A 23,175-nucleotide genomic window follows, 5' to 3' on the forward strand; every position below is an offset into this window, starting at 1 on the left:
CCATGCCGGACGACAGCTTGCCGGGCCGCAAGATCATCCATGTCGACTGCGACTGTTTCTACGCCTCCATCGAGATGCGGGATGATCCTCGCCTGGTTGGCAAGCCGGTGGCTGTGGGCGGCAAACCTGAGTCACGCGGGGTGATCGCCACCTGCAACTATGAAGCCCGCAAGTACGGGATTCATTCTGCCATGGCGTCGAGCCAGGCCATGCGCCGCTGTCCAGAGCTGATCCTGCTCCCCGCCAGATTCGATGTCTATCGGGCCGCCTCGCGGCAGATACATGGCATCTACGCCGACTTCACCCCCTTGATCGAACCGCTGTCGCTCGACGAAGCCTATCTGGATGTCAGTGAGGTTAACCTTTATCGCGGCAGCGCCACCTTGATGGCACAGGCGATACGCGAGCGCATCCAGGCTGAGGTCGGCATTACCGCCTCCGCCGGCATCGCACCGAACAAGTTTGTCGCCAAGATCGCGAGTGACTGGAACAAGCCCAATGGCCAGTTCGTGGTGCGGCCTGCCGAGGTCGATGCCTTTGTCGCCGCACTCCCCGTAGGCAAACTGTTTGGCGTTGGCAAGGTCACGGCCGCGAAGCTCAATGAGTTGGGGGCACAGACCTGCGCCGACCTGCGGGAATGGCCCCTCGCCAAGCTGACCCGGCATTTCGGGCGCTTCGGTTTGCGTTTGCACGAGCTCTGCCGCGGCATCGACAAACGGCCGGTCAGCAATGACCAGCCACGCCGCTCGCTGTCAGTGGAAACGACCTATGTCCACGACCTGATGGACCTGGACAGCTGCCAACGCGAGCTGCTCCCGCTGATCGAAGACCTGTTTGCGCGTCAGAAACGCAGCGCCGAAGACATCCGTCCCCACAAGGCCTTCATCAAGATCCGCTTCGACGACTTTACCCACACCACCGCGGAGTGCAGCTACCTTCCCGACGACAGCCATGTCTGGGCGCGCCTGCTCAGCGAAGGCTGGCAACGCAAGGGCAAGCCGGTACGCCTACTGGGGGTGGGCTTTCGCTACGAAGAAGAGGAAAAGGCCATCGGCAAACAGCTGGCCCTGTTCAGCACCGAGCAGGAAGACGGCGCATGAGCGAGCGCAAGCGCAGCTTCCCGCCAGTGGTCAACGACCAGACCCGGCTACTGATACTCGGCAGCCTGCCCGGTGAAGTCTCCCTGGCCAAGGCGCAATACTATGCCTACCCGCAGAATCAGTTCTGGCGGCTGATGGGAGCCGTTCTCGACGAACCCTTGCCTGCGATGGACTACGACTCGCGGCTGCAAACCTTGCTGCAGCATGGTGTGGGGTTATGGGATGTTGTCGCCGAAGCCGAGCGTCAGGGCAGCCTGGATAGCCAGATCAAGCAGGCTGTCGGCAATGACCTGCAGGCCTTGGTTGCCAACCTGCCTCATCTGGTCACCATCGGATTCAATGGCAATACCTCGGCAAGACTGGGTACGCGCCAGCTCTCGACGCAGGCTGCCACCTACCGCTTGATTGCCTTGCCCTCAAGCAGTCCAGCCCACACCCAGGCTTTCGAGCAGAAGCTGCAGCGATGGCAGCAGCTGAAGGCTAGCCTGTCAGGCTGATTCCCTCGACCAGTCGCCTCGCCAGCGTCGGCTTCTTAAGCTGTTCCAGCCACCAGGTCAGCGCCCGCCCCTCGTGCTCCCCGTTCCAGCCCAGGTACAGAATGTTGGGTTCACGCGGGTCGGCCATCGGCTTCTCTATCAACGCGCCTTGCTCCAGCAAAGCCTGTACTCGCTGTCGCGGCAGCCAGCCTACGCCCAGGCCATCACGCTGGGCCAGTATCTTTGCCCGCATGGTCGGCACGGCCAGGACAGCCTGCCCACCCAGTACCCCGTAGGCCCGGCCTTCATTCTTGCGTGAGGAATCCGCTACGACCACCGAACGGTGCTGGGTGACCTCGGCACGCGACAACGGCCCTTCTGCCTTTGCGAGCGGATGGCGCGGCGAGATCGCGAATACCCAATCCATGACACCCAGCTCAGCCCAGCGCAGGTTGGGAATCGCCGGCGGTTCATTGGTCGCGCCGATGACAAGGTCTGCCCGGCCGTCGCGCAATGCCTCCCAGGTGCCACCCAGCACTTCGTGAGTCAGGCGCAGAGTAACGCCCGACTGCAGGGCATCGAAATCCCTGATTACCGGCAGGAAGGTCTCGAACTCAAGTATCTCATCCGTGACGATACGCAGCCGGTCTTCCCAGCCGCTGGCCACTTGCCGTACCCGCTGGGTTAGCCGTGAGACATCCACGATCAGCCTGGCGGCTTCCTGCGCCAGCAGGTGTCCGGCAGGGGTCAGTTGCAACCGGTAGCGACGACGATCAAACAGGAGCGCATCAAAGCGGGATTCCAGCTGGCGAGCCGCGTGCGAGATCGTGGAGGGTGCCTTGCCGAGCTTAGCTGCGGCGCGGGAAAGACTACCGGCCTCGCGGATGGCCTCCAGTAGCGCCAGTTCATCTTCGGACAACATGTTCGAGCCTTTCGCATGAGTTCGCCGCGAACATGGTACGGCAAAGCAGCGTCGGGCCGCCAATATGACGCCGTGGCCCAAGGCAATGATGCCAGGGCAGCACCGGATGAACTGGTGCGACGTCCAACCTGCACCGTAGCTCCCGATTACACCGTGAGCCGCATGCAAGACAAAGAGGCAACAAGATGGGACTGCTGGTCGAAGGTCAATGGCGTGATGTCTGGTACGAGACGGCCTCGAATGGAGGGCGATTCATCCGCAAGGACGCCGCCTTCCGCAACTGGGTAACGAGCGATGGCTCGCCCGGCCCCAGCGGCATCGGCGGCTTCAAGGCGGAGGCTGGCCGCTACCACCTGTATGTCAGCCTGGCCTGTCCCTGGGCACACCGCACATTGATACTGCGTGCGCTCAAAGGCCTGGAAGACATGATCTCGGTATCGGTCGTGCACTGGCTGATGCTGGACCAGGGCTGGACCTTTGCCGAAGGCCCTGGTGTGGTGGCCGACACCGTCAATCACGCTCAGGTATTGCACCAGGTCTACACCGCGGCTGAGCCGCGCTATACCGGCCGAGTCACCGTGCCCATCCTGTGGGACAAGCAGCGCGGCACCATAGTCAGCAACGAGTCGTCCGAGATCATCCGTATGCTGAACTCGGCTTTCGACAAGATTGGCGCCCTGCCCGGTGACTATTACCCGGCGCCATTGCGCAGCGAGATCGACGCCATCAACGCGCTGGTCTACGACACCGTCAACAACGGTGTGTACAAGGCCGGCTTTGCCACCACGCCCGCCGCTTACGAGGAAGCACTCAAGCCTCTGTTCAGCACCCTGGACTGGCTGGAGGAGCGCCTGTGTACCCAACGCTATCTGGCCGGCACCCAACTGACCGAAGCCGATATCCGCCTGTTTACCACCCTGGTACGGTTCGATGCGGTCTACGTTGGCCACTTCAAGTGCAATCTGCGCCGCATCGCGGACTATCCCAATCTGTCGGCCTATATGCGGGATATCTACCAACTGCCGGGCATCGCAGCCACGGTGGATATGCAGCACATCAAGCGCCACTACTACGAGAGCCATCGCAGCATCAATCCGACCGGCATCGTGCCGCTCGGCCCGCTGCTGGACTTCGAGACGGCACATGGCCGTGCGGATCTGAGCCCAGCTAACTGACCCTGTCCCTACCCTACACGACCATGCCTGTGCGCAAGGTCGTCGCTTTCCCACGCCTTTAACCTGGAGCATGACCATGCTGAAGTTCTATTTCCACCCCTCCCCCAACCCCATGAAGGTGGCCCTGCTGCTGGAAGAGCTGCAGATGCCGTTCGAACTGATCGCCGTCGATACCTTCAAGGGCGACCAGCATCTGCCGGTTTTCCGCCAGATCAACCCCAACGGCAAGGTGCCTGCGATCAGCCAGGACGGCAGCCACACCTTTGACTCGCACGCCATCCTGCTGCAGTTGGCGGAACAACAGGGGCGCTTTCTTGCGCCCGCAGCGCAGCGCGGCGAGATGCTGTCATGGCTGTTCTTCATCGCCACCGGCCTTTCTCCGTTCTCGGGCCAGGCCGTGCACTTCCTGCACCATGCGCCGGAAGCCCTGCCCTATGCACGCAACCGCTACCTCAAGGAAGTGGAGCGCCACTACGCCGTATTGAACGAGCGCCTGGCCACATCGCGCTACCTGGCGGGCGAGACCTACACCATCGCTGACATGGCGCTATGGGGTTGGGCCAATTTTGCTGGCTACATCCTGGGTGAAAAGGGTCTGAGCGACTATCCGAACGTGCAACGCCTGGTCACCGAAATCGCGGCCCGTCCAGCGGCAGTCCGCGCCGGCCAGCTCAAGGAAAAGCTGACGCTGAAAGCAGAGTTCGACGAAGAAACCCGTCGCGCCCTGTTCCCGCAAAACGCCTGATCCTGGCATTCCCCGGCAGGCCAACGTGCCAGCGGGGGGCGCCCCCCTCTCTGCCTGAAGGAGTACATCATGTCCCAAGCTGCATCGCTCGCCGGCCTGCTACGGCTCAACAATCTGGCACTGGCCGTTGGCAACCTCGATGCCATGGTTCGCTGGTACCAGGGCGTCCTGGGCTTCGCCCTGACAGAAACCGGCCGGTTCGATGCCGTTGGCGCGGACTACGCCATGCTGGACGGCGCGGGTGTACGCTTGGAGCTGGTATCTCGCCCCACGGCCAAGCCCAGGCCGGTCGATCGCACAGCCCCACCTGGCCATCTGGGCATCCTGGGCTGGAAGGCTCTGGTGCTTGAAACCGATAGCCTGGAGCCGGTCAATCAGCAATTGCGCCAGCATGGCGTGGAAGTGCTGTGGGCCGACCAGGCCATATCGGCCGATCGCCACTCCACCATGCTGCGTGATCCCGAAGGCAATCTGATCCATATCTTCGGTCCACGCCGCTGATTGCTCGCTGCTCACCAGCCAATACCGGTTAGGCGCCGCCCCCTCTAATGGGGGTGGCGCCTTGCTTTTGTACCGCCCACTATGCAACAGAACATCCTTCATCAACACGTTCGAAGATATCGCACGAATTCATTATGAAGATGGTACGGCATCGCTCCGGGCCCGGCGCATGATGACCTCACTTCAACGCAACACTCACTCAAGGAGACACATCATGCAACGCTTCGCAAACAAGACAGTTCTGGTTACTGGTGGCAGCACCGGCATCGGCTTCGCTGCCGCCAAGGCTTATGCCGCGGAAGGTGCCCGTGTCGTGATCACCGGTCGTGACACCGCCTCGCTGGACAAGGCTGCGGCCGAAATCGGCGATCAAGCCATTGCCATACGCAACGATGCCAGCAACGCAGAAGGTGCCGCCGAACTAGCCAGTGCACTCGCAGCCCGTCAGCTCAAGCTCGACGCCCTCTTCATCAATGCCGGCACCGCCAAATTCGCCGCATTGCAGGATGTGACACCGGACTTCTGGGACCAGACCTTCAACGTCAATGTGAAAGGCGCCTTCTTCCAGATCCAGGCCCTGCTGCCGCTCTACAACCGCGGTGCTTCCATCGTCCTGAACGGTTCGATCAACGCACACATCGGCATGCCCAACTCGGCGGTCTATGCCGCGAGCAAGGCAGCACTGATCTCCCTGGCCAAGACCCTGTCGGCCGAGCTGCTGCCACGCGGCGTCCGGGTCAATGTCGTCAGCCCCGGCCCGACCAGCACGCCGCTCTATGGCAAGCTGGGCATGGATGCCGCGACCCTGCAAACGGTCGCCGCCGAAATCCAGAGCCAGGTGCCGCTAGGCCGCTTCGGCACCCCCGAGGAGGTCGCCTCAACGGTGCTGCATCTGTCCGCCAGTGAATCGGCCTTTATCGTGGGTACCGAGATCATAGTCGATGGTGGGATGAGCCAGCTCTGAACCCGTCCTGACTACCACACGCAACGCCGGGCCTATCGCCCGGCGTTGTCGTTTGTGTGCTCCTCATCGCGGCGTCGGACGCGCGTTATGCGATCCAGTCGTGGCAGCCGGCATCTGATACAACCGCCTGGGTCGCTAGCGCTCCCTGATCAGGCTGGCTCAGAAACCACTCAGCATGTATTCAGCCCGACGATCCTGGACGCGCTGTCGCTGTCGGGTGGTTTCATCGTCCACCACCGCAGACTGCCACTTGCAGGCTTGACCATGAAAGATCATGGCCTGTTCCTGGGCCGATACGAACCGTTGTACGCCGATAAGTTGGAAAAGCTGTTTCAGCATGATGCGCTCCTGATGGTGACGAGAGACGCATCCATTCTAAAAAGCGGGACCTGTGCTGATTAGACGCATGAACCAGGAATCTTGATCGGCACAGAGCAGGTATTCTTGCGCCTGTGCCGATCAAGAATGCAGTTCGCTGTGCTGATACAGTACAGGCCGCTTCTGCCTATCATGTGCCACTAACCCGCCCTTGCCTGCCATGACAACGCCGATACCCCGCTACCAGCAGCTTGCCGATGATTTGTCCCAGCGCATCCGCACCGGCGTACTCCATGCCGGTGACCGCGTCCCGTCGGTGCGGCAGTTGTGTGCACTGCATGAGGTCAGCCCCGCCACGGTGACTCATGCCCTCCACATCCTGGAAGACCTTGGCCTGATCGAAGCGCGGTCCCGGCAAGGTTTCTTCGTCCGGCAGCAGGCCTTTGCGCCACCCAGCCAGTGCGCAATGCCAGGCCGACCCCAACCCATCGCGCTGGAAGGCCACCGCAAGCTGGTGATGGAGTTTGCGCAGGCCTGTGGCCAGCATGTCCTGGGCATGTCGGCCATTGACGACCGCCTGTTCCCGACCAAGGCCCTGAAAAAGTTGCTGGTGCAGCATCTGCATCGCAACGAGAACATCCTGAACGATGCGTCCTATATCGGCGATGTCGCGCTGCGGGAGCAGATTGCCCGCCGTTCGCTCCTGCTCGACTGTGACTTCCATCCGGAAGAGATTGTGGTCACCCATGGCGCGACCGAGGCACTGGATCTTTGCCTGCGCCTCCTGACCCAACCTGGCGAGGTCGTCGCGATTGCCACCCCCGGCCCTTTACGCATCCTGGAGCTGCTGGAGGGCCAACGACTGCAGGCGCTGGAAATCCCCGCCCATCCCTGCGATGGTCTATCGATAGACGCATTGGAATTTGCGTTGCGCCACCACAAGATCGCAGCCGTCATCGCCAATGTGAATTTCCCCAGTCCGACCAGCAGCCTGATGCCCGATGTCGAGAAAGCCAGGTTGGCAGAGCTGACGGCACGTCATGGTGTGCCGGTCATCGAGATCGACACCTTTGGCGATCTGGGGCACGGGCCGCGCCGCCCCAAGCCGGTCAAGACCTTCGACCGGCATGACAACATCCTCTACTGCGGCGACTTCGGCTACGTGATCAGCCCGGGATTTCGCGTCGGATACATTGCGGCGGGCCGCCACAGACTGACGCTGCAGGCCTGCCGCAAAGTCCACGGAGAACCGGTATCCGGGCTCATCCAGCAAACCCTGGCCAGCTTCATGGCCAGCGGACAATACGAGCCGCACCTGCGGCGACTCCGTACCCAGCTTGCCAGCCAGATGGCGGCCTACCGTGCTGCCGTGTTCCGTTACTTCCCCCGAGGCACACGGGTCGCCTGCGCGGCGGGCGGCATGTTGCTATGGCTGGAGTTGCCAAATGGAACGGACGTGGCCGAGCTGCAGCGACGCAGCCATTGCGCCGGCTACGTCTTCGCGCCAGGCGCGCTGTTCAGCCAGGGTGACAGCTTTGGCAACTGCCTGCGTATTAATGCCGGTCACCCACTGACGCCGGAGATCGAACAGGGCTTGCGGGTGATTGGTCAACTGGCGCATGCCGTCCAGGCCGAAACCATGCAGGCGGTTTGATATCCGCCACCCGGCTTGACTTCCGTCAACACCCTTTGGGAGCGATAGGAGTGCAATACCCCCAAGACACTTGCAAAAAAGGGGCTGCACCATGAACGTCGCACTGACCGACCTGTTTACTACCGACATCGGCATACTGAGCCTGCTGACCATCGGCTTCATCATCGGGATGGCCACCTATATCTTCCTGTTCGTACGCAAGCACGTACTGGCCGCCGAGGCGGCAGAGGCAGAACGCACTAGCAGGCAGCGCTGAGTCAGCGATCGTCGGTCTTGGTGCTGTCGTCGTCCTGCAGGATGCGGTGCGCCGGACCTTCGAGATCGTCGAACTGGCCACCTCGGGTGGCCCACCAGAACAAGAGTCCACCGCCAACGGCGACCAGTACAGAGAGCGGGACAAGCAGATAGAGACTTTCCATCGCGCTATTGTCCCGCTTTCCTGGCAGGTGCCGCCAGTCTGATCGCATTCACCACCACCAGCAGCGAGCTGGCGGCCATGCCCAGGCTGGCCAGCCAGGGCGTTACCCAGCCCGCCAGCGCCACCGGCAATGCCACCAGGTTGTAGCCCAGCGCCCACCAGAGATTCTGGCGGATGACAGCCCGGGTCTTTCGTGCGACCTGCAGCCCCTCGGCGAGTGCGGTCAATGGGCCAACCAAGACCAGATCCCCTGCCGCCTGGGCAGCCTCTGCCCCGCCACCAACGGCGACCGAGACATCAGCCGCCGCCAGCACGGGCGCATCGTTGACGCCATCGCCCACCATGATTACCCGTCGGCCCTGCGCCTGCAGAGCCTGTACATAAGCCAGCTTGTCTGCCGGCAAGGCGCCGGCACGCTGCTGCTCGATACCCAGTTGCGATGCCACCCGTGCCACCGGACCGGCGGCATCGCCGCTCAGTACATGCAGTTTCAAGCCGCGGTAGCCGGCAAGGAATGCCGCGGCCTCAGGCTTGATCGCGTCACCAAGTGCAAAGCCGGCCAGCCACGACTGCTCGCTAGCCAGCCACACCACTGTGTCCTCCTGGTGCCAGTTGGCCATGTCTACCGGTGCATCTGCCTGACAGAAGGCGCGCACGAAGTCCGGCCGACCCAGACGATAGCGACGTCCTGCGATGGTCGCCTCTACCCCGCCGCCGGGATGGTTGGCGTAGTCCGTCGCCTGCAATCCACCGCTCTCCACACCCTGGCGCAACGCATGCGCGATGGGGTGCTCGGAGGCGGCCTCCAGGGTGGCGGCAAGCTGGCGTACGGCGAATTCATCCAGACCACTCTCCGCCTGCAGTGACAGGGCTTTCAGGATCGGCCGGCCATACGTCAGCGTACCCGTCTTGTCCATGACCAAGTCCGTTGCGCCAGCCAGCGCCTCCAGCGCGTGACCGCGGGTGACCAGCAGGCCGGCCTGGGCCAGCCGTCCGGTAGCCGCCGTCAGCGCAGCCGGTGTGGCGAGCGATAGCGCGCAGGGGCAGGAAATCACCAGCACCGCCACCGTGATGGGCAAGGCATGCAGTGGATCATGCAAGTGCCACCATAACCAGCCGGCGGCGGCGACCAGCAATAGTGCGGCCACGAACCAGCCGGCCACGCGATCAGCCAGTTGCGCCAACTGCGGCTTGTCCGCCAGGGCGCGGTCGAGCAGCCGAACGATGCCCGCCAACTGTGTTTCCTGGCCAATGTGGCTGACCTTGATCAGGACGGGCGCATCGAGATTGACTGCGCCGCCGATCACTGCGTCGCCTTCGGCCTTGACCACCGGGCGCGATTCGCCCGTCAGCAACGCTTCATCGGCATGGCCGCGACCTTCCACGACCAGACCATCAGCTGGATAGTGCTCGCCGGGCTTCACCAGCAATACGTCGCCCAGTACCAATCTGGAAACCGGGGTCGGAACCGCGGCGCGATCCTGGGGCCAGCCATCCAGCCTGCTGGCGATGGCGGGAATCAGCTTGATCAGTGACTCGGCCGCTTCGCCAGCACGTCGGCGGGCCATGCCCTCCAGGTAACGCCCCCCCAGCAGTAAGAAGACAAACATGGAGACCGAGTCAAAGTACACCTCGCCTTGCCCGGTGATTGTGGCGTGGCAGCTCGCCAGGAAGGCCGCCCACACGCCGATCACCACGGGCGTATCCATGCCCACCCTGCCCCGCCGGGCATCACGCCACGCACCCTGATGGAATGGTTTGCAGGCATAGAGCACGACCGGCAGGGTCAGGACCAGGCTGGCCCATTGCATCAGGTTGAGCATGGAGGCCGATATATCGCCAACCGGTGCCAGATAGACCGGGACTGCGTACATCATGACCTGCATCATGCTGAGGCCGGCTATCCATAAACGGGAGATTGCCGCCTTGCGCTCCTTCTGCCGCAATACATCCTGCCGACCGGGATCATAGGGGTGGGCGCGATAGCCGATCGCCGCGACGGCTGCGAGTATGTCGGACAGCCGTACCTGCTGGGCATTCCAGCGCACGCGTGCACGATGATTGGTGTAGTTGACGCTGGCTTCCAGTACGCCGGGCAGACGCATGATCTGCCGCTCGTTGAGCCAGATGCAGGCGGCGCAGGTGATGCCTTCCAGGATCAGTGCGGCCTCGCGCACCTCGCCTTCCTCCTGCTTGACGAAGCTGGCCTGCACTTCAGGTGCATCGTAAAGCCGCAGTTGGGCCTGCAGCTCGTCGGGCAGCGGCTGGGCACGGTCGGCCGGTTGCTCGCGCTGCTCGTAGTAGCTGTCCAGCCCCGCCGCCACGATGGTCTCGGCCACGGCCTGGCAACCGGTGCAGCAGGTAGCGCGCTCGATTTGCCGGTAGGTGACGGGATAGCGGATCGGGTTGAGATCGCCGTCTGCGACGACTTCGCCACAGTGGAAACAGGAGACGGATTGCATAAGACCGAATTCTACCCGGCGACGGGGTGACTCCGCCTATCATTAGGGAATGCCGCACAGCGTGGCGTGCATCAATACAAACCAAAAATGCGGCGGAATACGCTGACCGGCAACTGGATCAGCGCCAGGGACAGGAAGTCTGGATGGAATTCGAACAGGTAGGGACAAACGATCTGGTGGCAGGCGACCGGACGCTCTGGAACATGTATGACGAGGCAGGCAAGCTGCTGATCCCCAAGGGCAAGATCATCGGCAATGAAACCTTGCTTGCGCGGCTCATTGCCATGGGCCTGTATGCGAACCGCGAGGAATTGCTCAAGAGCCGGGAAGAATGGCGCGCTGCCAAGGTGCGCGCCATCCAAGCCACCAACAAGCCGCCGTCCACCGTCGGTGTACTGATGGCTGCGCGTCGCAAGCTGGAAGCTATGGTCACCCAGCTCGACCGCAGCATTCACGGGCGCTGGCTCAGCGAGAAAGCCGGCGAGATGGCCGATGAGGTAATCCAGGCTTGCGATGTCGACGGCGATGTCGCCATCGCCATGATCCTGCTGCGCCAGGAAGGCAAGTACGCCGTGCGGCATATGGTTAACGTGGCCATCGTCACGGCCCTGGTCTGCCGATCGCTGGAGAAGACAAACGCGGATGCCCGCTCCATCGTGGCGGCGGCGCTGACCATGAATATCGGCATGATCGAATTCCAGGACCAGTTGAAGGAACAGACCACGCCGCTGACCGCTTCACAGCGCGCCAGGCTGGAACGCCATCCCATGGTCGGGGCCGACATGCTGCGCGAAGCTGGCGTCAATGATCCCATCTGGCTGGCCGCCGTCGAACAGCATCATGAATGCATAGACGGGAGCGGCTACCCGGGTGGTCTGTGGGAAGAACAGGTGTCACAAGGCGCCCGCATCATCGCGCTGGCAGACCTGTTCTGCGCCCGGGTGACCCCCCGTTCCTATCGCTCCGCCGTGGCCTCCAACGTCGCGCTCAAGGGCATCTTGCTGGAGCGCGGCAAATCGCTGGACCAGACCATCGCCTCGCACTTCATCAAGACACTCGGAATCTTCCCGCCGGGCATGCTGGTCCGGCTCGCCAATGGCGAGATCGGCGTGGTGACGCGAGCCGGGGGCAAAGTCAATACGCCCCAGGTCAAAAGCATACTGAGCGCAGAGGGGAACAAACTGGGCCTGGCTGTCGCGCGCGATACCGGTATCGACCAGTTCGCCATCAAGGAGACGGTCGACCCCAAGCAGCTCTCGGCCTATGTCAACATGGAAGCCATCTGGGGCAGCAGCGCCGCGTATCGCGGCTGATGCTAGCGACCCACCCTGCTGGGGCGATGCTCTGCCAGTTCGGCAGCGAGATCGTCCCAGTAGACCGGGTTGCCGAGCGGCGTTTCCGCTGACAAGGTGTTGTTGGGTAACCGGATCAACTGCCGGCCGGACAAGGACAGGCCAGACAAGGCCAGCTTCTTGTAAGCCTTGTAGCGACGATCAAACTCGCCGTTCTGCATCAGGCGCCGCAATCCATTCTCGATCCGGTTGGCGATGCGCTCCCCTTCCGGCGTCCTGGCCACGAAGAAATAACGAGGCAACGGGTAATAGAGCAGGATGTGTTTCTCGATGGCGAGATCATCATGCTGCTGGCGGGCCGTCGCCAGCTCCTCGCTGATCTCGTTCACCCCGCGGGAGAACAGATCAAACCTGCCTGCGCGCAGCATCTGGAACAGCCCGGTGTAGACCTCCCCCTCTACCACCTGCAAGCCGGCGTCGCGCAGTATCTGCACATCCACCCAGCCCCTGCCTTGACCGACGCGGAACGGGGCGAGATCCGCCAATCTGGTGACATCCTGCAATCTAGCCTGTGACTCTGACCGGATCAGAAACAGGCGGTAGCCCGTGAGCCCCTTGTCCAGTGGTATCCGAATCGGCCGCAGCTGTTTCTCCAGCTCAGGAGATGTCGTCCTGGCGATGATGTTGATCTGACCACCACTTTCCACCTCGAGCACTGCCCTGGCAGGACTCATGGCCTGGCTGCTGGCGACCAGGCTATAAGGACCATATTGGGCCGCGTTGACCTTCAACGCAGCTTCCATCAAGCCCCAATAGTATTCGTAGCGCTTGTCGGCCAGATTCTGGCCCGCCAGGTAACTGAGTTGCAGCGGTTCGGCGGCCCAGGCAGACCCGGACAGCTGCAATGAAAGCAGAAAAAGAAAGCGCAGCAACATGGGCCCGGAGTTCAGCGATACACCATTGCTATCAGCATAGCGTGAGCAGATGACAAGCACCCGTCAGACTCGGCTGGCCACATAGTCGCCACCATAGCCGGCGACACGCTCACCGGCACAATAAACGATCACTTCGATGCTCAGGCGCGCCAGGCCCTTGCGCTCGTACAGACGCAGAAACTTCTGCACCGCTTCGGCCGAGGGCGGCTCGGCAATAGCCAGGAAGGTGTCGCGTATGGGTCGGAGATAACGTGTCTCACCGCGCTGCACGACGATCTCCACGTTTGACCCCATCGTCGCCAGATCCAGCTGTCGCTGCATCTCTACCCAGCCGGCCAGAGTTGCCAGGGCGGCCACGCTGCCGCCAAAGCCGGTTCCCTTGTCGTTCACATTGGGCCCAAGCGGCACACTTAGGCCGATACGACCATCGTGCTGCAACGCCACCTCGACGCCCATGGCATCGGCCAATGGCATGCTGCTGCGGAGCAGGTTTTGCCAGTCGCGAGACATGATGGGGTTCACTCCGGGTGCTTGGGGCGATCACTTTAAGTGCAGCGCCGTATCGATGCAAACCGCGGTGCGGGCTATGTCGACCGCGTCGCAAGCGACAAACCCGTTGCGGAAAAACAAAGGGCGCACTGGAAAGTGCGCCCTGAGGACTTACTTGGACACCGTATAACGCGGTGGCAACAACAGGGCCGGCAACTCCCGCGCAACGTCACGCGCATAGTGGAAGTGGTTGATCGCCCCGGCCACACGGCCGCCCAGCACCGCGGAATGGTTGCCGCGACGACCTTCCACCAACGGTGTCTCCACCTGATGGATATCACTGCGGCGGCCACCTTCACGCGGCGTACGCGGCTCGCGTTCGGCACGCGGTTCACGGCTCTCGCGGTATTCGCGCTGCGGACGCTCACCACCGGAGCGTTGCTGCACTTCACCCGGTACGGCGGTGATTTCCAGGGGTTTGTTCGTCAGCTTGCGGATCAGGCCCAGCGACTTGTCCTCGTCGGGTCCGACCAGCGAGATCGCTATGCCGGTGGCACCAGCGCGACCGGTACGGCCGATCCGGTGCACATAGTCTTCGGCATTGGTCGGCAATTCGAAGTTGACCACGAAGGGCAACTCGCTCACATCCAGACCACGTGCGGCAACATCTGTCGCCACCAGGATGCGCAGTGTACCTTCCTTGAAGGCCGCCAGCGTTTCCAGCCGGGATTGCTGGGTACGGTCGCCATGGATGGCTTCGCAATTGAAACCGTCACGCTTGAGTTCACGCGACAGGCGCTCCGCCATCAGCTTGGTGCGGGTAAAGACAATAGCCTGCTGCATATCGTGATGGCGAATCAGGTGAGCCAGGACGCGACGCTTGTTGGCAGGCTCTGCCGCGTGCAGGTACTGGGTAACCGACTCGTTGGTGGCATTGCGCCGCGCGACTTCGATCAGCTCCGGGTTGCGCATGAAATCTTCGGACAGCTTTTTGATCTCGGGCGCGAACGTCGCCGAGAACAGCAGGGTCTGCCGATGGGCCGGCAGGAGGCTCAGGATACGACGGATATCGAGGATGAAACCCATGTCCAGCATACGGTCGGCTTCATCCAGTACCAGAATCTCGACTTGCGACAGGTCGATGGACTTGCCCTGGACATGATCCAGCAGCCGGCCGGGTGTTGCCACCACAATTTCCGAACCACGACGCAGCGACTCGGTCTGGGGCTTCATGTCGACCCCGCCGAATACGGCCGTCGCACGCAATGGCAGGTACTTGCTGTAGGTAGTGACGCTGGCGAACACCTGGTCGCATAGCTCGCGAGTCGGCGTCAGGATCAGCGCACGGACGGGATGGCGAGCCGGAGAGGCACTGGTATTGGCATAAGGCTGCAGCTTGTGCAGCATGGGCAGCGTAAAGGCCGCTGTCTTGCCGGTGCCGGTCTGGGCACCGCCCATTACATCGCGGCCGGCCAACACCACGGGAATGGCGCGCGCTTGTACCGGAGTCGGCTCGGTATAGCCGGAATCCAGAACGGCACGCAGAATCTCGGCATGCAAGCCGAGGCTGTCAAATGACATGCGGGTGAATCTCCAAGACAAAAACGGGCCAAACGCCCGTGAGGTCGCCACTATACGCGTCTCGCGCAATGATTGAAACGCCTAAGCCACGAATTCCAAAGGAAAATCCGGGTTTTAAGCAGCAGCAGCCACAGGCTCCGGTAGAATGCCACTTTTGCAAGGCCGTTAGAACCTGCTTATAGACCTGCCGGCAACACCGCGGAGCCCCCGTCACCCGGGCATTCGGCTTTGCCGTGCGCTAGCCTTCAAGTCAGACTTTCCCGGCGGCCATCCTTATTCCGTTTCTAGCCGGCCCCTTGCTTGGATCACGAGCCTGCGGACTTGCCGGCAGATTGCGCCAATACACCGATCCACTACGTCGTCGCCACTCATGTACAACATTGCCCGCCAACATTTGCTCACCGTGCGCGACCTGCTGCGCTTTGCCATCTCGCGCTTCAATGAAGCCGAGCTGTTCTTTGGCCACGGCAGCCAGACCGCCTGGGATGAAGCCGCCTACCTCGTCCTGCACAGCCTCAAGCTGCCACTCGACAAGCTGGACCCCTTTCTGGAAGCGCGGCTGCTGCCGGACGAACTCGACGCCGCACTGCAACTGATCGAGGCACGCGTCACCACCCGGAAGCCTGCCGCCTACCTGACGCATGAGGCCTGGCTGGGCGTGTACCGGTTCTATGTTGACGAGCGGGTTATCGTGCCGCGCTCTTTTATCGCCGAACTGATGCCGGACGCATTGACGCCCTGGATCGAGTACCCGGAACTGGTGCATCGCGCGCTGGACCTGTGCACCGGCTCCGGCTGCCTCGCCATCCTGCTGGCCGAACATTATCCCGACGCCGAGGTCGATGCCGTCGATCTCTCGCCCGAGGCATTGGAAGTCGCCGCCATCAACGTGGGCGATTACGGCCTGGCGGACCGGGTACAGTTGCTGGAGTCCGACCTGTTTGCGGCGGTCGAAGGCGAAACCTATGACCTGATCATCTCAAACCCGCCCTATGTCGATGCGCCTTCGGTCGCCGCCCTGCCGCAGGAATACCTGCATGAGCCGGAACTGGCGCTTGGCAGTGGCGAGGATGGCCTGGATGCCACCCGTGCCATCATCGAAAGCGCCAGCCGCTTCCTGAATCCGCATGGCGTACTGGTAGTTGAGATCGGCCACAACCGCGAAGTGCTCGAGCCCCAATATCCGGAGCTGGAATTCACTTGGCTCGATACCAGCAGCGGCGACGGCTTTGTTTTCCTGCTGACCCGCGAAATGCTGATCGAAGCAGGCTACTAGACCCGCCACAGCACGCAAAAACGCCGCCTCCCGGGCGGCGTTTTGCATGGCAAAGTGATCAGGTCAGTCAACCCTTCCCTGCCCAACCTTCCATACAGGCCTGCAGTTGCAGTGCGACGATCTGTGCATCGTCATAGATGGCCGATGCCTTCATGACCTGCAATACCGGGTCGCAGGCCCGGGCGTAGAGGTTGTACAGAATCAACTGGGGGGGCAGCGTTGCATTCAGGGCGCCTGATGCCTGCGCCTCCACAATCCACTCGCCCAGTACGTCGCTGAGCCGGAACACCCGTTCCAGATACGCCTCGTTACGCGACAGCGCGGTCACCAGGGACGAGTTGGCATGGGGCAGCGAAGGCATTCTGGCCTCCAGTACCGCCAGCATGGCCCATTGCGCCACCGCCTTGAGCTTGAGCTGCGGCAGCTCTTTGTCAGGCAACGCAGCGCACACCGCCAGTGCTTCGTCCAATACCCGGATCATGGCCGCTGCGGCCAAGTCTTCCTTGGACGGAAAATGCCGGTACAGGCTGGCCTTGGCAATGCCCGCCTCCAGCGCCACTTCATCCACGGTCATCAGTTCGAAACCCTTGCTGGCGAGCAAGGTATTCACGGCCGTCAGGATCGCGTCCTCACGGGCCAGCTGCATCTTCTGACGAAAGGTCGTCACTTCCATATCGGGTATCGCCTTGCTGTCTCGGCATCACGCCCTGCACCGGGCTGTTCCTGCTACCCATTCTAGCCGCAAGTGATGCCATTTGAAACTTGACAGTTCAATTGCGACTAACTAGTCTCACATTGATACTATTCAGTTCAAATTAAAACTACTCGGCCGCATTGCGACCCGTCATTCATAGCAAGAGCCGTCAGGGAGTAGCGCCATGGCCTGGGCATTGGTTGTCGTCGAAAGTCAGGAAGTACCGGATACGCCGCTGGCGAATGGCATTAACGAACGCATCGCCGCACTGTTTACCGGTTTCAGCCAATCCGGTGAGCGGGTCTATCGTGTCGGCAATGCGTTGGACAGCTATCGGCCGCCCCAGGATGACGGGCGCGCGCAATGCCTGTTGCGTTACGGCGCGGATGCGTTCGCCGGCTCCGGACTGGCTCGCCATCTGCGCAACGCCGGCATCAGCAGCGTCGTACTCTGCGGCAACTGTACCGACGGCACCGTTATGGCGACGGCCAGGCGCACGCTGGCGCACGGTTTCGATCTGATCATGGCCAGTGATGCGCATCTCGCAGCAGACCGCGACCTGATCCGGGCCGAGCAGATCATCGAGCACTACAACCAGATCATGGCCGACTGGATCAGCCCGGGGCGCGTCATAGAGGTATTGCCTAGTGACGAATTGCTGGCCATCCTGCGAGATGAACCTGCCCTGCCGCTAGCCATGGCGCACTAGCGCCAGCACCACCCGCCGACGTGAAAAAAGGGACCCGAAGGTCCCTTTTTCATTGACGATGCCGACCGATCAATGGCCGCTGAAATCACAGACGGTAAACAGGGAAATGCCCTGCTCCCGTACCAGTTTCGAGCCGCCCAGTTCCGGCAAGTCAACAATCGCCGCAGCTTCGAATACTTCCCCACCCAGTTTGCGGATCAGGCGTGACGCCGCAATCATGGTGCCGCCGGTTGCAACCAGGTCGTCGATCAGCAGTACGCGCTGACCCGGCCGGATCGCATCGGAATGCAGCTCGACCGTTGCGGAGCCATACTCCAGCTCATATTCCTCGGCCACGGTATGAAAAGGCAGCTTGCCTTTCTTGCGTACCGGCACAAAACCACGATTGAGTTCGTAGGCAATGACGGAACCGAGGATGAAGCCACGGGCATCCACGCCGGCCACGACATCCACCTGCATATCCATGTAGCGGTGCACAAAGCAATCCACCAGCACCCGGAAAGTCTTGGGATCTTGCAGCAGCGGCGTGATGTCGCGGAACTGCACGCCAGCCTGCGGCCAATCCGGCACGGTACGGATACGGTCACGGATATAGCTTGGGTCTATCAGCATCTTTGTGTCTCTAGAAAATGTACAGCTTGGCGGCGCTGGCTGGGCCCGGATCGGCCCAACCAGCACTGCGCAGTGGCACCAAGGGCCAGAATCAGAACAGCGCGAACTTCACGATCCACAGGATGGCGATGATCACCACGGCCGGGGACAGATCCTTGTAGCGGCCGGACAGCAGCTTCAGGCCAGCATAGCTGATGAAACCGAACGCGATGCCATCGGCGATCGAGAAGGTGAACGGCATGGCCAGCGCGGTAATCACTGCAGGCGCTGACTCGGTCAGGTCATCCCAGTTGATCTCGGCCAGGCCGCGCGCCATCAACACCGCGACATAGCACAAGGCTGGGGCGGTGGCGTAGGCAGGTACGGCACCCGCCAGCGGCGACAGGAACAAGGCCGCCAGGAACAGGATGGCGACGACCACGGCGGTCAAACCGGTGCGGCCGCCCACGGCGGTGCCGGCAGCGGACTCCACGTAGGCGGTGCAGCTCGACGTACCCAGTGCGGCGCCGGCGACGATGGCCGTCGAATCGGCCATCAGTGCGCGCTTGAGGCGCGGCAGGCGACCCTGGCTATCCAGGAGGCCGGCACGGTGCGAGACGCCGATCAGGGTCCCGGTGGTATCGAACAGGTCGACAAAGAAGAACACGAACACCACGCCCAACAAGCCCGCAGTCAGCGCGCCTTGCAGATCCATCTGCATGAAGGTCGGGGCGACACTTGGCGGCATGGCGAACACACCACTGAACTGCTGGTATCCCAACAGGATGGCAAGCACGGTAACCACCAGGATGCCGATGATCACGCCACCGGTGATCTTGCGGTATTCCAGCGCCAGGATCAGCAGGAAGCCGAAGATGGCCAGCAGTGCCTTGGGATCATGCACATTGCCCAGCGTGACGAGGGTCGCGGGGTGCCCCACCACGATGCCAGCATTCTTGAGCGCAATGATGGCAAGGAACAGGCCGACACCCGCCGAAATGGACAGCTTGAGCGAGTGCGGAATGGCGTTGACGATGGCCTCCCGTACCTTGAACAGGCTGATCACCAGGAAGATGATGCCCGACAGGAACACGGCGCCCAGTGCCACCTGCCAGCTCACGCCCATGCCCTTGACCACCGAGAAGGTGAAATAGGCATTGAGGCCCATGCCCGGTGCCAGGGCGATCGGGTAGTTGGCAACAAGGCCCATGACGGCCGAACCCAGCGCAGCGGCAATGCAGGTCGCAACAAAGACGGCTTTGAAATCCATGCCGGTTTCCGACAGGATGGCCGGATTGACAAAGATGATGTAGGCCATCGTCAGGAAGGTGGTGAAGCCGGCCAGCACCTCAGTCTTAACATCGGTGCCGTGCTCACGCAGCTTGAACAGCGTTTCGAGCATCAAATATTCCCCTGGTCAGTTGATTTGGTTATTGCAGTTTGCGGGTCGTTACAGACGTTGCTCGGGACTGCCTGCCGCATTGCAGGCAAGCACCCGACAACGTTTCTTGTCTATTGCTATCTAGGTACTGCGCAGGTGCCGGACCAATCCGTCGGACGCATCCTCGATCAGATCCAGGACACGTTCAAACCCGGCCTCCCCACCATAGTAGGGATCCGGCACATCGCCACCCTGCTGCAAGCGGCTGAAATCGAGAAACAACATGAGCTTGTGGCGCTGCGGCAAGGGACACTCCGCCCTCAGATGAGCAAGGTGGCTGCGATCCATCGCAAGTATCAGATCGAAGCGATGGTAGTCCGCCGCGGTGACCTTGCGCGCGCGCTGACGCGACAAATCATAGCCACGGCGAAGCGCATGCTGCTGCGAGCGACGGTCCGGTTGCTCGCCGGCGTGGAAATCCTGAGTGCCGCAGGAATCAATGTCCAGATCCAGTCCGGCGGCCTGCGCACGCACGCGCAGTACCCCTTCCGCCGTTGGAGAGCGGCAGATGTTCCCGGTACAGACCATCAATACGGACTTAATTTCCTTATTATTCATAACCTTACAAACAGGAATGACGCCACGAAAAAGGCGCGAAATGTACCATTTGGCGCCAAATGAATCAAACACTTACTCCAGCTGTTGCCAGGGTACTGCAATCATCTCACCACAGCCCTTGCATCACCGCCTCCAGCGATACAACAGCAGGCCACAATCCGGATAGAATTATGCCTGCGACATGGGGTGAGAGCCTATTGCATTGGCTCCCTTTGTCGATCTACTTACGGAGGAAGCATGAAGCAACACGCGCTGCTGGTCATTGCCACGCTGGGCCTGACAACGCCGGCAATGGCCATCAACAAATGTACCGATGCCTCGGGCAGCGTGACATTCTCCGACATGCCCTGCCCCAACACTCAGAAGGCAACGGCCATCAAGGTCCGCCCCAGCGGTGGCCAGGCCGCAGTCGACACCGCCCCCAAGACCGCTCCAGCACCGGCGGCTGCGCCTGCAGCACCCTCGCCAGCGGCCGCCAGCAAGCCCGCTGCGCCGGCGCCGGCAGGCGCCGCCAATACCGCAGCGCCAGCGACACCCCCGGCCAAGGGCGCTGGCGCTGCGCCCGCAGAAACGCCGCCCCCGCCCCCGCCGCCCAAACCCAAGAATGCCTACGAACGTATGCTGGATGAGGCGCAGGCTGCGGAGGCCACCAAGCAAAAGCGCATTCTGCGCGAGCGCATCGAGCAATTGGACCGTGATTACGACCGCATGGGCGACCGGATGCACAAGGAAATCGACGCACTCCGCAACAAGAAGCCTGATACCAATGTGGCCAACGGCGCCACCTGGGAGCAAAGCATCACGGCCGAGATGCAGGCTGTCACGGTCAACTACGATAACCGGATGAAATCCAATCGGGCAGAGGTCGATCGCTTGCGCGAAGAAATGAACAGTCTCAAGTAGAGCCCGTTACGTGCATGAAAAAGGCCGCCCCGAAAGGCGGCCTTTTTCATGCACGTCGAAAGTGGCTTACTTGCTGCCCAGCAGATTGCTCTTGAGGCTATCGCTGGCCGGGTTCTTGCCCAACCACACCTTCAGCAAGGCGCGTGCAAATTCATCACCGGCGATCACATCCTTGATCTGGCCGCGCATGGTGATCTGCGTGCCCTTGCCTGGCAGGAAGTCCAGGGCAATCACATCGCCCTGCTTCACTTCCTGAACCGACTGGAAGATGGTGTTCAGTTCCTTGATACGCGGCTGCAAGGCAGCGAGTTCGGCCTCGCTGCAGTTGGCTTCCAGGCCATCGATCAGGGAGTCGTGCAGCTTGTCCGTCGGCACATTGCGCAGCAGGGTCAGGGAGATACGGCGCGGCTTGGCGTCCGCGATCACTGCATCGCCATTGTTGGCCTTCTGGGCGGTGTAGAGCGCACCCACGTAGACCTTGGCCACGCCCCACTTGTAGCGAATGCCGCCACCATTGAGGCTGAGATCCTGCCCGGCCACCTTGACTGCGTCGTCCACCCGGACGCCACCGATCTCGGCCGCACCGGCGAACAGGCTACCTGCGGCCAGCATCATTACGATGGTTTTCTTCATTGTTGTCTCCGTCCTTCCTGATGTTTGCAAACTTGCCTGCCGGACGCGGCGGCAAGGTCCCCTGCTAATGGTAAAGGCCGGTGGCAATCCTGCCGACCGGCCCTCAAGCTGACACAGGCTTGCTTTACAGCGCCTGAATGATGCCAGCGGCACCCATACCGGTACCGATACACATGGTCACCATGCCGTACTTGCCTTGCTGGCCATGACGACGCATGCCGTGGACCAAGGTAGCAGTACGGATCGCACCGGTAGCACCCAGCGGGTGACCCAGGGCAATGGCGCCGCCCAGCGGGTTGACCTTGCTGGTATCCAGACCCAGATCACGGATCACGGCCAGGGCCTGTGCGGCGAAGGCTTCGTTCAACTCCATCCAGGCGATGTCATCCAGGGTCAGGCCGGCAACCTTCAACGCGGCCGGGATGGCTTCCTTGGGGCCGATGCCCATGATTTCCGGCGGCACGCCTTTGACGGCAAAGCCGACGTAGCGGGCCAGCGGCACCAAGTTGAACTGCTTGAGAATCTTCTCGGAGACGATCACCACGGCGGCAGCGCCATCGGACATCTGCGAGGAGTTACCAGCAGTGACCGAACCCTTGGCGGCGAATACCGTCTTGAGCTTGGCCAGACCTTCCAGCGTGGTACCAGCGCGCGGACCTTCGTCGGTGCCCAGCACCTTCTTGATGATCTCGACTTCACCGGTGCTCAGGTTGGGGTTACGGTAGATCGCTTCGATCGGGCTGATTTCCTGCTTGAATTCGCCGGATTCGATCGCAGCCAGGGCGCGACGATGCGATTCGACAGCGAACGCATCCTGATCATCGCGGGACACCTTCCACTGCTCGGCTACCTTCTCTGCGGTCAGACCCATGCCGTAGGCGATACCGACATTCTCATCCTTGCTGAAGATCTCGGGGTTAAGCGAAACCTTGTTGCCCATCATCGGCACCAGCGACATCGACTCGGCACCGCCGGCAATCACGACATCGGCTTCGCCGGTGCGGATGCGGTCAGCAGCGATCTGCACTGCGTTGATACCCGAGGAGCAGTAACGGTTGATGGTCAGACCACCGGTCGTGTGCGGCAGGCCAGCCAGCAGGGCCGAGATACGGGCCATGTTGAGGCCTTGCTCGGCTTCCGGGAAGGCGCAGCCGGCGATCACGTCTTCCACCAGGGCCGGGTCCAGGGTTGGCACCTGGGCCATGGCTTCACGGATGGTGTGGGCCAGCATGTCGTCCGGGCGCACGAAACGCATCATGCCGCGCGGGGCTTTGCCGACCGGCGTACGCGTAGCGGCGACGATGTAGGCTTCTTGAACTTGTTTGGTCATTTCAAAAT

The 23,175-nt window shown here is 61.8% G+C and carries 25 protein-coding genes; 12 read left to right on the plus strand and 13 right to left on the minus strand.

What is annotated here, in order from left to right; all coding sequences use genetic code 11:
• The first annotated feature begins 2 nt into the window (after positions 1–2).
• On the plus strand, positions 3–1,100 hold the full coding sequence (dinB, locus tag ACYVHK_RS07965) for a DNA polymerase IV (protein WP_460529518.1): 1,098 nt from the start codon (positions 3–5) through the stop codon (positions 1,098–1,100).
• On the plus strand, positions 1,097–1,597 hold the full coding sequence (locus ACYVHK_RS07970) for a uracil-DNA glycosylase family protein (RefSeq protein WP_460529521.1): 501 nt from the start codon (positions 1,097–1,099) through the stop codon (positions 1,595–1,597). The genes dinB and ACYVHK_RS07970 overlap by 4 nt, the downstream gene beginning before the upstream one ends.
• Here ACYVHK_RS07970 and ACYVHK_RS07975 read toward each other — a convergent pair.
• Positions 1,581–2,498 (minus strand): LysR family transcriptional regulator, encoded by a 918-nt coding sequence (locus ACYVHK_RS07975; RefSeq protein ID WP_460529524.1) that lies wholly within the window; start codon positions 2,496–2,498, stop codon positions 1,581–1,583. The genes ACYVHK_RS07970 and ACYVHK_RS07975 overlap by 17 nt on opposite strands.
• A 185-nt stretch (positions 2,499–2,683) precedes the next feature.
• Here ACYVHK_RS07975 and ACYVHK_RS07980 point away from each other — a divergent pair, with 185 nt between their 5' ends.
• The 4 genes from ACYVHK_RS07980 (at position 2,684) to ACYVHK_RS07995 (ending at position 5,883) form a co-directional block, all read left to right on the plus strand.
• On the plus strand, positions 2,684–3,673 hold the full coding sequence (locus ACYVHK_RS07980) for a glutathione S-transferase family protein (RefSeq protein WP_460529527.1): 990 nt from the start codon (positions 2,684–2,686) through the stop codon (positions 3,671–3,673).
• A gap of 76 nt (positions 3,674–3,749) precedes the next feature.
• Positions 3,750–4,418 (plus strand): glutathione S-transferase family protein, encoded by a 669-nt coding sequence (locus ACYVHK_RS07985; RefSeq protein ID WP_460529530.1) that lies wholly within the window; start codon positions 3,750–3,752, stop codon positions 4,416–4,418.
• 69 nt (positions 4,419–4,487) lie between these two features.
• Positions 4,488–4,919, plus strand: coding sequence for a VOC family protein (locus ACYVHK_RS07990; RefSeq protein WP_460529533.1), 432 nt, complete (start codon positions 4,488–4,490; stop codon positions 4,917–4,919).
• Between the two features lie 214 nt (positions 4,920–5,133).
• Positions 5,134–5,883, plus strand: a complete 750-nt coding sequence (locus tag ACYVHK_RS07995) for an SDR family oxidoreductase (protein WP_460529536.1) — start codon at positions 5,134–5,136, stop codon at positions 5,881–5,883.
• 159 nt (positions 5,884–6,042) lie between these two features.
• On the opposite strand, the gene ACYVHK_RS08000 is transcribed toward ACYVHK_RS07995, so the two are convergent.
• On the minus strand, positions 6,043–6,222 hold the full coding sequence (locus ACYVHK_RS08000) for a hypothetical protein (protein WP_460529539.1): 180 nt from the start codon (positions 6,220–6,222) through the stop codon (positions 6,043–6,045).
• 199 nt (positions 6,223–6,421) lie between these two features.
• On the opposite strand from ACYVHK_RS08000, the gene ACYVHK_RS08005 reads away from it, so the two are divergent.
• Positions 6,422–7,855, plus strand: coding sequence for an aminotransferase-like domain-containing protein (locus tag ACYVHK_RS08005; protein WP_460529542.1), 1,434 nt, complete (start codon positions 6,422–6,424; stop codon positions 7,853–7,855).
• 91 nt (positions 7,856–7,946) lie between these two features.
• Positions 7,947–8,111 carry a DUF3149 domain-containing protein gene (locus tag ACYVHK_RS08010; protein WP_460529544.1) on the plus strand — a complete coding sequence of 55 codons (165 nt, stop codon included), beginning with the start codon at positions 7,947–7,949 and terminating at the stop codon, positions 8,109–8,111.
• 1 nt (position 8,112) lies between these two features.
• Here ACYVHK_RS08010 and ccoS read toward each other — a convergent pair whose 3' ends face one another.
• A complete protein-coding gene (gene ccoS / locus ACYVHK_RS08015; RefSeq protein WP_460529547.1) occupies positions 8,113–8,274 on the minus strand; it encodes a cbb3-type cytochrome oxidase assembly protein CcoS in 162 nt (53 codons plus the stop codon).
• Positions 8,275–8,278: 4 nt separating this feature from the next.
• Positions 8,279–10,735, minus strand: a complete 2,457-nt coding sequence (locus ACYVHK_RS08020; RefSeq protein WP_460529550.1) for a heavy metal translocating P-type ATPase — start codon at positions 10,733–10,735, stop codon at positions 8,279–8,281.
• 143 nt (positions 10,736–10,878) lie between these two features.
• Between ACYVHK_RS08020 and ACYVHK_RS08025 the strand changes: the two genes are divergently transcribed.
• Complete coding sequence (locus ACYVHK_RS08025; protein ID WP_460529553.1) at positions 10,879–12,048, plus strand: HD-GYP domain-containing protein; 1,170 nt, start codon at positions 10,879–10,881, stop codon at positions 12,046–12,048.
• A 2-nt stretch (positions 12,049–12,050) separates the two neighbouring features.
• Here ACYVHK_RS08025 and ACYVHK_RS08030 read toward each other — a convergent pair whose 3' ends face one another.
• The 3 genes from ACYVHK_RS08030 to ACYVHK_RS08040 form a co-directional block, all read right to left on the minus strand.
• On the minus strand, positions 12,051–12,962 hold the full coding sequence (locus tag ACYVHK_RS08030) for a hypothetical protein (RefSeq protein WP_460529556.1): 912 nt from the start codon (positions 12,960–12,962) through the stop codon (positions 12,051–12,053).
• Between the two features lie 63 nt (positions 12,963–13,025).
• Entirely contained in the window at positions 13,026–13,472 is a 447-nt protein-coding gene (locus ACYVHK_RS08035; protein ID WP_460529559.1) for a YiiD C-terminal domain-containing protein, read from the minus strand.
• Positions 13,473–13,622: 150 nt separating this feature from the next.
• Complete coding sequence (locus tag ACYVHK_RS08040) at positions 13,623–15,032, minus strand: DEAD/DEAH box helicase (protein ID WP_460529562.1); 1,410 nt, start codon at positions 15,030–15,032, stop codon at positions 13,623–13,625.
• A gap of 370 nt (positions 15,033–15,402) precedes the next feature.
• Here ACYVHK_RS08040 and prmB point away from each other — a divergent pair, with 370 nt between their 5' ends.
• The gene (gene prmB, locus ACYVHK_RS08045; RefSeq protein ID WP_460529565.1) at positions 15,403–16,308 is read left to right on the plus strand and encodes a ribosomal protein L3 N(5)-glutamine methyltransferase; all 906 of its coding nucleotides are present in this window, start codon (positions 15,403–15,405) and stop codon (positions 16,306–16,308) included.
• Positions 16,309–16,375: 67 nt separating this feature from the next.
• Here prmB and ACYVHK_RS08050 read toward each other — a convergent pair whose 3' ends face one another.
• Positions 16,376–16,981, minus strand: a complete 606-nt coding sequence (locus ACYVHK_RS08050) for a TetR/AcrR family transcriptional regulator (RefSeq protein ID WP_460529568.1) — start codon at positions 16,979–16,981, stop codon at positions 16,376–16,378.
• A gap of 205 nt (positions 16,982–17,186) precedes the next feature.
• Between ACYVHK_RS08050 and ACYVHK_RS08055 the strand changes: the two genes are divergently transcribed.
• A complete protein-coding gene (locus ACYVHK_RS08055; protein ID WP_460529571.1) occupies positions 17,187–17,711 on the plus strand; it encodes a cysteine hydrolase family protein in 525 nt (174 codons plus the stop codon).
• 69 nt (positions 17,712–17,780) lie between these two features.
• On the opposite strand, the gene ACYVHK_RS08060 is transcribed toward ACYVHK_RS08055, so the two are convergent.
• From ACYVHK_RS08060 to ACYVHK_RS08070, 3 genes are all read right to left on the minus strand, one after another.
• A complete protein-coding gene (locus ACYVHK_RS08060) occupies positions 17,781–18,323 on the minus strand; it encodes a purine phosphoribosyltransferase family protein (RefSeq protein ID WP_460529574.1) in 543 nt (180 codons plus the stop codon).
• A 91-nt stretch (positions 18,324–18,414) separates the two neighbouring features.
• Complete coding sequence (locus ACYVHK_RS08065; RefSeq protein WP_460529577.1) at positions 18,415–19,704, minus strand: NCS2 family permease; 1,290 nt, start codon at positions 19,702–19,704, stop codon at positions 18,415–18,417.
• 120 nt (positions 19,705–19,824) lie between these two features.
• Complete coding sequence (locus ACYVHK_RS08070; RefSeq protein WP_460534041.1) at positions 19,825–20,301, minus strand: low molecular weight protein-tyrosine-phosphatase; 477 nt, start codon at positions 20,299–20,301, stop codon at positions 19,825–19,827.
• A 237-nt stretch (positions 20,302–20,538) separates the two neighbouring features.
• On the opposite strand from ACYVHK_RS08070, the gene ACYVHK_RS08075 reads away from it, so the two are divergent.
• Positions 20,539–21,204, plus strand: coding sequence for a DUF4124 domain-containing protein (locus tag ACYVHK_RS08075; protein ID WP_460529580.1), 666 nt, complete (start codon positions 20,539–20,541; stop codon positions 21,202–21,204).
• Between the two features lie 66 nt (positions 21,205–21,270).
• Here ACYVHK_RS08075 and ACYVHK_RS08080 read toward each other — a convergent pair whose 3' ends face one another.
• Both ACYVHK_RS08080 and ACYVHK_RS08085 read right to left on the minus strand, forming a co-directional pair.
• Entirely contained in the window at positions 21,271–21,837 is a 567-nt protein-coding gene (locus ACYVHK_RS08080) for a chalcone isomerase family protein (RefSeq protein WP_460529583.1), read from the minus strand.
• Between the two features lie 124 nt (positions 21,838–21,961).
• Positions 21,962–23,167 carry an acetyl-CoA C-acetyltransferase gene (locus ACYVHK_RS08085; protein ID WP_460529585.1) on the minus strand — a complete coding sequence of 402 codons (1,206 nt, stop codon included), beginning with the start codon at positions 23,165–23,167 and terminating at the stop codon, positions 21,962–21,964.
• Positions 23,168–23,175 lie beyond the last annotated feature (8 nt).

It is taken from the genome of Chitinimonas naiadis (assembly GCF_054780835.1).